Source organism: Streptomyces lacaronensis, from assembly GCF_047337785.1.
GTDB classification, from domain to species: Bacteria; Actinomycetota; Actinomycetes; order Streptomycetales; family Streptomycetaceae; genus Streptomyces; species Streptomyces lycopersici.
Map to the genome: position 1 here is coordinate 11,090,004 of NZ_JBLHDK010000003.1, position 11,011 is coordinate 11,101,014.

Below are 11,011 nucleotides of genomic sequence, written 5' to 3' on the forward strand. Positions count from 1 at the left end.
TGAACGAGAACCACCTGGTTTCTTCGAGGGGGCAGGGCCAAGTGTCAAACGAAGAGAAGCTCGTCGAGTACCTCAAGCGCGTCATGGCCGATCTGCGCCAGACGCAGCGGCGTCTCCGCGATGTCGAGGAGAAGTCCCGGGAGCCGATCGCGATCGTGGCGATGAGCTGCCGCTTCCCCGGCGGTGTGCGGTCTCCGGAGGAGCTGTGGGGGCTGCTCACCCGTGGTGAGGACGCGGTGAGCGCGTTCCCGGAGGACCGCGGCTGGGACTTGGAGGAGCTGTACGACCCGGACCCCGACCGCTCCGGCACCTCGTACGTCAAGGAGGGCGCGTTCCTCTCCGACGCGGGCGCATTCGATCCCGCCTTCTTCGGGATCTCGCCGCGTGAGGCGCTGGCGATGGATCCGCAGCAGCGGCTGCTGCTGGAGACGTCGTGGGAGGCCATGGAGCGGGCCGGTGTCACTCCGGCGTCGTTGCGTGGCAGCAAGACCGGTGTCTTCGTGGGCACCAACGGTCAGGACTACACCGTCGCCCTGCGGCAGGCCCCGAAGGGAGTCGAGGGCTTCCTGGCCACCAGCGGTGCGGCCAGTGTGATGTCGGGTCGGCTCTCCTACACCTTCGGCTTCGAAGGGCCCGCGGTCACGGTGGACACCGCCTGCTCATCGTCGCTGGTGGCACTGCATCTCGCGGTGCAGTCCCTGCGGCAGGGGGAGTGCCCGCTCGCCCTCGCCGGAGGCGTGACCGTGATGTCCACGCCCGGCCTCTTCGTGGAGTTCAGCCGTCAGCGGGGTCTCGCCCCGGACGGCCGGTGCAAGGCGTTCGCGGCGGCCGCGGACGGCACGGGCTGGGGCGAGGGTGTGGGCCTGCTGCTGCTGGAGCGGCTGTCGGACGCGCGCCGCAACGGCCACCCGGTGCTGGCGGTGATACGCGGCTCCGCCGTCAACCAGGACGGCAGCAGCAGCGGTCTGACCGTGCCCAATGGCATTTCCCAGCAACGCGTCATCCTTCAGGCACTCACCGACGCGCGGCTGTCGGCCGCCGAGGTGGACGCGGTCGAGGCCCATGGCACGGGTACGACGCTGGGCGACCCCATCGAGGCCCAGGCGCTGCTGGCCACCTACGGACAGGACCGCGCGGACGGTCGGCCACTGCTGCTGGGGTCGGTGAAGTCCAACCTCGGCCATACGCAGGCGGCGGCGGGCGTGGCCGGTGTGATGAAGATGGTCCTGGCCATGCGACACGGTGCGCTGCCGAAGACGCTGCACGTCGATGAGCCGACACCGCATGTGGACTGGTCGGCCGGCGGGGTCGAGCTGCTGGCCGAGCAGGTGGCATGGCCGGAGAGCGGCGAACCGCGCCGGGCCGGTGTCTCGGCCTTCGGCGTCAGCGGCACCAACGCCCATGTGGTGCTGGAGCAGGCGCCGGTCGTCGATGACGACGACGCGGCGGACAAGCGGGTGAGCGGGGGCGACGCGGCAGTGGTGCCGTGGGTGCTGTCGGCCCGCTCCGAGGCGGCCTTGCGGGCGCAGGCCGGTCGGCTGGCCTCGTACGCGGAGGAGCGGGCGGAGCTGTCGGCCGCGGATGTCGGGTGGTCGCTGGCGACGACGCGTACGGTCTTCGAGCATCGTGCGGTGGTGCTGGCGGGGGACCGGGGCGGCTTGGTCGGTGGGGTGGCCGCGGTGGCGGAGGGCCGGGATGTCTCCGGGTTGGTGCGGGGTGTGGTTGCGGGTGGTGATGGTCGTGCGGTGTTGGTGTTTCCGGGGCAGGGGTCGCAGTGGGTGGGGATGGCGGTGGGGTTGTTGGAGTCGTCTGCGGTGTTCGCGGAGCGGTTGGGTGAGTGTGCGGCGGCGTTGGGGCCGTTGGTGGAGTGGTCGTTGGTGGATGTGCTCGGCGATCCGGTGGCGTTGGAGCGGGTGGATGTGGTGCAGCCGGTGTTGTGGGCGGTGATGGTGTCGTTGGCTGAGGTGTGGCGTTCGTACGGTGTGGTGCCTGCGGCGGTGGTGGGGCATTCGCAGGGTGAGATTGCGGCGGCGTGTGTGGCGGGTGCGTTGTCGTTGGAGGACGCGGCGCGGGTGGTGGCGTTGCGGAGCAAGGCGCTGCGGGCGTTGTCGGGGCTGGGCGGCATGGTGTCGGTGTCGCTGCCGGTGGCGGAGGTGCGGGAGCGGCTGGGCCGGTGGGGTGAGCGGTTGTCGGTGGCCGCGGTGAACGGGCCTTCGGCGGTTGTGGTCTCCGGTGACGCCGACGCGTTGGACGAGTTGCTGGCCGTATGCGAGCGTGAGGCGATTCGGGCGCGGCGCGTTCCGGTGGATTACGCCTCGCATTGCGCTCATGTGGAGGCCATCGAGGGTGAGTTGTCCCGGGAGCTTGCCGGGATCGCTCCGCGCTCGTCGTCGGTGCCGTTCTATTCGACGGTGACTGGTGGGGTGCTGGATGCGGCTGGGCTGGATGCCGGGTACTGGTATCGCAATCTTCGTCAGACGGTGCGTTTCGAGGAGACCGTCCGCGCTCTGCTGGCCGACGGTTTCCAGGTGTTTGTCGAGGCCAGTGCCCATCCGGTGCTCACGATGGGTGTCGAGGAGACGGCTGAGGAGCACGGCACCCGTGTCACCGCCGTCGGTTCGCTGCGCCGCGACGAGGGCGGCCTGGAGCGGTTTATGACCTCGCTGGCCGAGGCGTATGTCGGCGGGGCCTCCGTCGACTGGTCCACGGCGTTCCGGGGGGCGGGTGCTCGGCGGGTGGAATTGCCGACCTATGCCTTCCAGCAACAGCACTACTGGATCGAGACTCCCTCGTCGGCCGTCGGCGATGTGACATCCGCCGGTTTGGGTTCGGCTGATCATCCGTTGTTGGGTGCGGTGGTGGGGTTGGCGGGTGTGGATGGGGTGTTGTTGACGGGGCGGTTGTCGTTGGTGTCGCATGGTTGGTTGGCTGATCATGCGGTGTGGGGTGTGGTGGTGGTGCCGGGGGCGGCGTTGGTGGAGTTGGTGTTGCGTGCGGGTGATGGGGTGGGGTGTGGGTGGTTGGAGGAGTTGACGTTGGAGGCGCCGTTGGTGGTGCCGGAGCGTGGTGGGGTGCGGGTGCAGTTGTCGGTGGGTGCGCCGGATGGGGTGGGTCGGCGTGTGGTGGGTGTGTTTTCTCAGGTGGAGGGTGAGGAGGAGGGGTCGTGGACGCGGCATGCGAGGGGGGTGTTGTCGGCTGATGTTCCGGTGGTGGTGGATGGGTTGAGTGTGTGGCCGCCTGTTGGTGCGGTGGCGGTGGATGTGGGTGGGGTGTATGAGCGGTTGGCTGGGGTGGGTTTGGAGTATGGGCCGGTGTTTCAGGGGGTGCGGGCCGCGTGGCGTCGTGGTGATGAGGTGTTCGCTGAGGTGGCGCTTGCGGAGGAACAGCGCGCGGAGGCGGGCCGTTTTGGTCTGCACCCGGCGCTCCTCGACGCCGCCCTGCATATGGCCGGGGTGGGTCCGGAAGACGAGGAGACGGGCCCCGCTCGTCTGCCGTTCGCGTGGACAGGGGTCTCCCTCTACGCGACGGGTGCGACGGAGCTGCGGGTGCGCCTGTCGCCGTCGGGCGCCGAGGGGATTTCGGTGCTGGTGGCGGACGCCGACGGAGTGCCGGTGGCGTCGGTCGACTCGCTGGTGGGTCGACCGGTGGCGGCCGAGCAGCTCACCGCGTCCCCGCAGGTGGCCAGGGACTCGCTGTTCACCGTGGAGTGGGACCGCGTGCCCACAGAAGGTATGCGGGGAGCGGCGGCCTCTCAGGCTCAGTGGGCGATAGTCGGATCGGACGACATCGGCCTCACCGCCGCGTTGGAGACGGCAGAACAGGATGTAGTGAGTAGTCCGGAACTGGCCACTCTGGCCGGCTCCCCGGATGTCGTCCTCGTGACATGTGCGTCCGCGTCGGATTCGGGTGCACAGGATCTTCCGTCAGCCACGCGCCATTTCGCCCATCGTGTCCTGGGTGTGGTGCAGGGGTGGTTGGGGGAGGAGCGGTTTGCCGGTTCGCGGTTGGTGGTGGTGACGCGGGGTGCGGTGGCGGCTGTGGAGGGTGAGGATGTGCTGGATGTGGCGGCGGCTGTGGTGTGGGGTTTGGTGCGGTCGGCGCAGGCTGAGCATCCGGATCGGTTCGTCCTGGTGGACGTGGATGAGGTACCGGTGTCGGCCGGTGTGCTTCAGGCGGTGCTGGGGTGGGGGGAGCCTCAGGTGGCCGTGCGGTCCGGGGAGGCTTTGGTGCCTCGGCTGTCGCGTGCTGTTGTTCCTGTGGGTTCTGCTGGGGGAGTTGGGTCGGGGTTTGTGTGGGATTCCGGGGGCACGGTGTTGGTGACCGGTGCCACGGGCACGCTGGGTGGTTTGGTGGTGCGGCATTTGGTGGCTGAGGGTGGGGTGCGGCATCTGGTGTTGGTTTCTCGGCGGGGCCGGGAGGCTGTTGGTGCGGTGGAGTTGGAGGCCGAGCTGGTGGGGCTGGGTGCGTCGGTGACCATGGTGGCCTGCGATGTGGCCGATCGTGAGGCGTTGGCGGGGGTGCTGGCGCGTATTCCGGCGGATCGTCCGTTGCGTGGTGTGGTGCACGCGGCCGGTGTGCTGGACGACGGTGTGGTGGAGTCGTTGACGCCGGAGCGCATCGACGCGGTGTTGCGGCCGAAGGTCGATGCGGCGGTGCATCTGGATGAGCTGACGCGGGAGCTGGAGCTGTCGGCGTTTGTGCTGTTCTCGTCGGCTGCTGCCACTTTCGGTGCGGCGGGGCAGGGGAACTACGCGGCGGCGAATATGTTCCTGGACGCGCTGGCGGCGCGGCGTCGGGCGCGTGGGCTTGCGGGGGTGTCGTTGGCCTGGGGTTTCTGGGCCGAGCGCAGCGATATGACCGGCCACCTCGCCGACGCCGATGTCGCCCGGATGGAGCGCGGCGGCGTCATCCCGCTGTCGTCGGACGAAGGCCTTGCGCTCCTCGACGCGGCGAGTGCCATGGACCAGTCGCTGCTGGTTCCCGTGCGGATCGCCCCGGCAGCGCTCCGTGCTGGGGCCGGGGCCGTACCGCCGTTGCTTCGACGGCTGGTCCGTACCCCCTCGCGGAGGGCTCTTGCGGACGCCGCGCCGGGTATGGACACACCCCTGCACGGTGATCTCGTCCGGCTCGCGGGGTTCTCGGAGGCCGAGCAGGAGCAGACGCTGCTGGATCTCGTGCGTGGCGGGGTCGGCGCGGTGCTGGGCTACTCGGATGTGGAACAGGTCGAGCCGGAGCGTGCGTTCAAGGAGCTCGGGTTCGACTCGCTGACGGCCGTCGAACTGCGCAACCGGCTGAACACGGCCACCGGGCTGCGCCTGCCCGCCACCCTGGTTTTCGACTACCCCTCGCCCCTGGCGCTCGCCCGCTACCTCCGTGATGAGCTGCTCGGCGGGAGCGGCGAGGCGGCTGCCGACGCGGTACGTCGTATGCCGGTGGCCGCCTCTCGGGACGAGCCGATCGCCATCGTGGGCATGAGCTGCCGCTTCCCGGGTGGGGTGAAGTCCCCCGAGGATCTGTGGCGGCTGCTGGCCCACGGCGGAGACGCCATCGCGGCCTTTCCGGACGATCGCGGCTGGGACCTGGAGGGTCTGTATCACCCGGATCCCGATCACCGGGGCACGGCGTATGCGCGTGAGGGTGGTTTCCTGTACGACGCGGGTGATTTCGATCCGGAGTTCTTCGGGATTTCGCCGCGTGAGGCGCTGGCGATGGATCCGCAGCAGCGGTTGCTGCTGGAGACGTCGTGGGAGGCGCTGGAGCGGGCCGGTATCGACCCGGCGTCGGTACGCGGCAGCCAGACCGGCGTCTTCGCCGGAATCATGCACCACGACTACGGCTCGGCCACGGTGCCGGAAGGAGTCGAGGGCTACATCGGCAACGGCACCGCCGGCAGCATCGCCTCGGGCCGCGTCTCCTACACCTTCGGGTTCGAGGGGCCCGCGGTGACGGTGGACACCGCCTGCTCGTCGTCGCTGGTGGCGCTGCATCTCGCGGCCCAGTCGCTGCGCCAGGGCGAGTGCTCGCTCGCGCTCGCCGGTGGCGTGACGGTGATGTCGACCCCCGCCCTGTTCGTGGAGTTCAGCCGCCAGCGGGGACTGTCGGCCGACGGTCGCTGCAAGGCGTTCGCGGGGGCCGCGGACGGTACGGGGTTCTCCGAGGGCGTCGGCGTGCTGCTGCTGGAACGGCTCTCGGACGCACGGCGCAATGGCCACCGGGTGCTTGCCGTCGTCCGTGGGTCCGCCGTCAACCAGGACGGCGCGTCCAACGGACTGACGGCCCCCAACGGCCCGTCGCAACAGCGAGTCATCCGGGCGGCGCTGGCGAGTGCCGGGCTGTCGGCCGCTGAGGTGGACGCGGTGGAGGCACACGGTACGGGCACGACACTCGGCGATCCCATCGAGGCTCAGGCGCTGCTGTCGACCTACGGGCGCGAGCGGGCCACCGAGGAGCGGCCGCTGTGGCTCGGCTCGATCAAGTCGAACATCGGCCATACGCAGGCGGCTGCCGGTGTGGCGGGCGTGATGAAGATGGTGCTGGCCATGCGGCATGGTGTGCTGCCGGAGACGCTGCACGTGGACGAGCCGTCACCGCATGTGGACTGGTCCGAGGGCGCGGTGCGGTTGCTCATGGATGCCACGGAATGGCCGGAGACGGGGCAGCCGAGGCGTGCCGGTGTCTCCTCCTTCGGCGCCAGCGGGACCAATGCGCATGTGATTGTGGAGCAGGCCCCCGAGGAACGGGGTGGCGCCGAGCCGGTGACGGACGGCTCCGCCGGGTCGCCGCTGGTGCCGTGGGTGGTGTCGGCGAAGTCCGAGGGTGCGCTGTGGGCACAGGCGGAGCGGTTGTTGTCGTCCGCGCGTGGAGAACTGGACGCCGGGACATCGGTCGTGGACGTGGCCTCGTCGCTGGTGACCACGCGCTCGGTGTTCGAGCACCGGGCGGTGGTGCTGGCCGGTGACCGCCAGGGTTTCGTGGCCGGGCTGGAAGCGCTGGTGGATGACGTACCGGCGGCCGGTGTGGTGCGGGGTTCGGCGGCGCCGGGGAAGCTGGCGGTGTTGTTCTCGGGTCAGGGCAGTCAGCGGATCGGGATGGGTCAGGAGCTGTGCGAGGCGTTCCCGGTGTTCGCGGAGGCCTTCGATGAGGTGTGTGCGCGGTTCGATGGGGTGTTGGGGCGTTCGCTGGGGGAGGTGGTCCGTGGGGATGCGGAGGGGCTGGATGAGACCGGGTTTACGCAGTGTGGGTTGTTCGCGGTGGAGGTGGCGCTGTTCCGGTTGGTGGAGTCGTGGGGTGTGCGGCCGGATTTTGTGGCGGGGCATTCGATTGGTGAGTTGGTGGCGGCGTATGTGGCGGGTGTGCTGTCGCTCGAGGACGCGTGTGCTCTGGTGGCGGCTCGTGGGCGGTTGATGCAGGGGTTGCCCCCGGGTGGGGTGATGGTGTCGGTTCAGGCCGCCGAGGCGGATGTGCTGCCCCTGCTGGCCGGTCGTGAGGCCGAGGTGAGTGTGGCGGCGGTCAACGGCCCGCAGTCGACCGTGATCTCTGGCACTGAGGCCGCGGTGGCGGAGGTCGCCGGGCTGCTGGAGGCCGAGGGCGTCAAGACGAAGCGACTGCGGGTCTCGCATGCGTTCCACTCGCCGTTGATGGAGCCGATGCTGGCGGAGTTCCGGCGGGTGGCCGAGGGGCTGTCGTACGCTCCTCCCCGCATCCCCGTCGTATCGAACGTGACGGGTCTGGTCGCGGATGCCGAGGCGCTGTGCTCGGCCGAGTACTGGGTACGGCACGTCCGTGAGACCGTGCGCTTCGCCGACGGCATGGCGGCTCTCGCGGAGGCGGGTGTGACGACCTCCCTGGAGCTGGGCCCGGACGGGGTGCTCTCCGGCATGGGACAGGAGTGTGCGGCGGACGTCGAGTTCGTCTCCGCCCTGCGCAGCGGCCGAGGTGAGAGCGCCACGCTCCAGGAGGCATTGGCTCGGATCTTCGTCCGTGGCGTCCCGGTGGACTGGACGGCGCTGCTCGCACCGACTCCCGTACGCCACGTGGAGCTGCCGACCTACGCGTTCCAGCGGAAGCGGTACTGGCTCGAGGCCGGTGGGGCGGCGGGCAACGTGGTCTCGGCGGGGCTGCGGTCCGAGGAACATCCCCTGCTCGGCGCCGCCGTGAGGCTGCCCGACTCCGGCGGATGCGTGTTCACCGGTCGGCTGTCCGCTCGTACGCACGCCTGGCTGGCCGACCACGCCGTGCTGGGCTCGGTGGTGGTGCCGGGGACGGCCTTCGTGGATCTGGCGTTGCATGCCGGTGGTTGTTTTGGCTGTGACCAGGTGGACGACCTGGTGCTGGAAGCGCCGCTGGTCCTTCCCGAACGCGGTGCGATTCAGCTCCAGGTGCTGGTGGCCGGAGCCGATGACGACGGTCGCCGACCCGTCACCGTCTACTCCCGCCAGGAATCCGGCGATGAGGACGGACCCTGGTCGCGCCACGCCACCGGCGTTCTGACCCAGGCCGAGGGACCGGAGGCGGCGATCTCGGCCGAGCTGAGCGTGTGGCCGCCCGCGGACGCCGAGGCGATCGACATCAGCGGCATGTACGAGCGCTTCGCGCTGGGCGGGCTCGGGTACGGGCCGGTGTTCCAGGGCGTGCGGGCCGCCTGGCGGCGCCAAGGCGAGGCCTTCACGGAGGTTTTCGCCGAGGTGGCGCTGGCCGAGGAGCAGTGGCCGGACGCCGCGCGGTTCCGCGTGCACCCCGCGTTGCTCGACGCCGCCCTCCACATGGCGGGGCCCGGCGGTCTGGTGGCCCCGGACGCGGAACGGGTCCGCTTGCCGTTCGCCTGGAACGGGGTGTCGGTGCACATCACCGGCGCGACCACGGTCCGCGTACGGCTGGCGGCGGCCGGGGCCGAGGGGCTGTCGCTCGCCGTGGCCGATGAGACGGGCCGGTTGATGGCCTCGGTGGCAGAGCTGGTGACGCGCCCGGTCTCCGCCGAGCAGATCGACGCCGCGCGTGGCACCTCCCATGAGTCGCTGTACCAACTGCGCTGGAACGCCATGCCGCCCCTGGCCGACGAGCCGTCCACCGCCCGCTGTGCGGTGATCGGTGAAGAGGACGGTGAGCTGGCCATGGCGTTGCGGTCGGCGGGTTGGCAGGTGCGAACGCACCCTGATCTGGAGGCGCTTGCCGTGTCCGGCGCCGAGGGCGAATCTCTGCCGGAGTGGGTGCTGCTGACCTCTGCGACCGGTACCGGTGGCGACACCCACCAGGGTCTACGTGGCGTGTCGCATCAGGCGCTGGAGCGGATGCAAGAGTGGTTGGCCGAGGAGCGGTTCGCCGACTCGCGTCTGGTCATCACCACTAGTGGCGCCGTGGCCACCACCTCCACCGAGGGCGTGGACGACCTGGCAGGGGCGGCGGTATGGGGCCTGGTGCGATCCGCGCAGGCCGAACACCCCGGCCGACTGCTCCTCCTCGATGTGGACGAACCCATGGAGCTCGGCTCCGTTCCGCTGGCCGCGGCCCTCACCTCGGGCGAGCCGCAGTTGGCCGTACGAGGCGGGCGCGTACTGGCGGCGAGGCTGGTCCGAGCCGAGGGGGAGGCGGAACAGGGCCGTTCGGCGACATGGGATCCCGAGGGCACGGTCCTCATCACCGGGGCCGGCGGCACCCTGGGCGGTCTGCTGGCCCGGCACCTGGTGGCCGACCATGGTGTGCGGCATCTGGTGCTGCTCAGCCGCAGGGGCTCGGCGGCCGAGGGCGCGGCAGAGCTGGCCGACGAGCTGGCCTCGGCCGACGTGTCGGTGACTTGGGCGGCGTGCGATGTGGCCGACCGGGATGCCCTCGGCGCGGTGTTGTCGGACATCCCCGCCGCACATCCGCTCAGGGGCGTCGTCCACGCCGCCGCCGTGCTGGACGACGGGGTGATCGCGTCGCTGACTCCGGAGCGGCTGGACACGGTAGTGCGGCCGAAGGCGGAGGCGGCCCTCGCGCTGCATGAACTGACGGCCGGGCTCGACCTTTCGGCGTTCGTGGTCTTCTCCTCGGTGGCGGGCATGTTCGGGGCCGCCGGACAGGGCAACTACGCCGCCGCCAACGCCTTCCTCGACGCGCTGGTCACACAGCGCCGGGCGCAAGGTCTCCCCGGCCTGTCGCTGGCCTGGGGCCTGTGGGAGGAACGCAGCGGAATGACCGCGGGGCTGGCCGAGGTGGACAGGCGGCGGATGGACCAGGTCGGCATCTCCGCCCTGTCCTCGGCCGAGGGGCTTGCCCTGTTCGACGCCGCCTGTGCGGGCGATGGCCCGGTCATCGCCGCCGCACGGCTGAACACGACGGTCTGGAGGTCCGCCGCACATGACGGCCTCACGGAAGTACCGCATGTGATGCGGGAGTTGGTGCGAGTGCCCGCCCGCCGGGCGACGGCGGAATCCAGCGGAGTGGCCGGAGCGGCGGAGGCGTTGCGGGCGCGCCTGGCCGGAGCCTCGTATGCGGAAGGCGAACGCCTGGTGCTGGACACGGTGCGGCGCAATGTCGCCGCGGTGCTGGGCCACGGCGGCCCCGAAACCGTGGAACCCGGCCGCGCGTTCAAGGACTTCGGCTTTGATTCGCTGACGGCGGTGGAATTGCGCAACCGGCTCGGCACGGCGACCGGACTGCGTCTGACTGCGACGCTGGTCTTCGACCACCCGACCCCGACCGCCCTGGCCCAGCACCTCCACCACGAGCTGGCGCGGGACGCCGCATCCGCCGCCACCTCGGTCCCCGTATCCGTGGGACTCGATCAGCTCGAAGCCGGTCTGTCCGCGATGACCTGGGAGGAGATCGGCCGCACGGATGTGGTGTCACGCCTGCGCGAGCTCTTGGCAAAGTACGGCGACGCACAGGAAGTCCCGAGCAGCGGCGCTGCTCTCGTCGACCAACTCGAATCGGCGACGGATGGCGAACTCTTCAAGATGGTGGACGAGGATCTCGGAATTCTCTGAAGCAATCTGAGGCAATACCCCTCCGCGATCTGCCGACAGCCTTGTGA

Annotated in this window: 1 protein-coding gene; it reads left to right on the top strand. The window is 70.3% G+C overall.

The window, feature by feature from the left end:
* The first annotated feature begins 41 nt into the window (after window positions 1–41).
* On the top strand, window positions 42–10,964 hold the full coding sequence (locus ACMTAK_RS47780) for a type I polyketide synthase (protein WP_413811969.1): 10,923 nt from the start codon (window positions 42–44) through the stop codon (window positions 10,962–10,964).
* The last annotated feature ends 47 nt before the right edge of the window (window positions 10,965–11,011 follow it).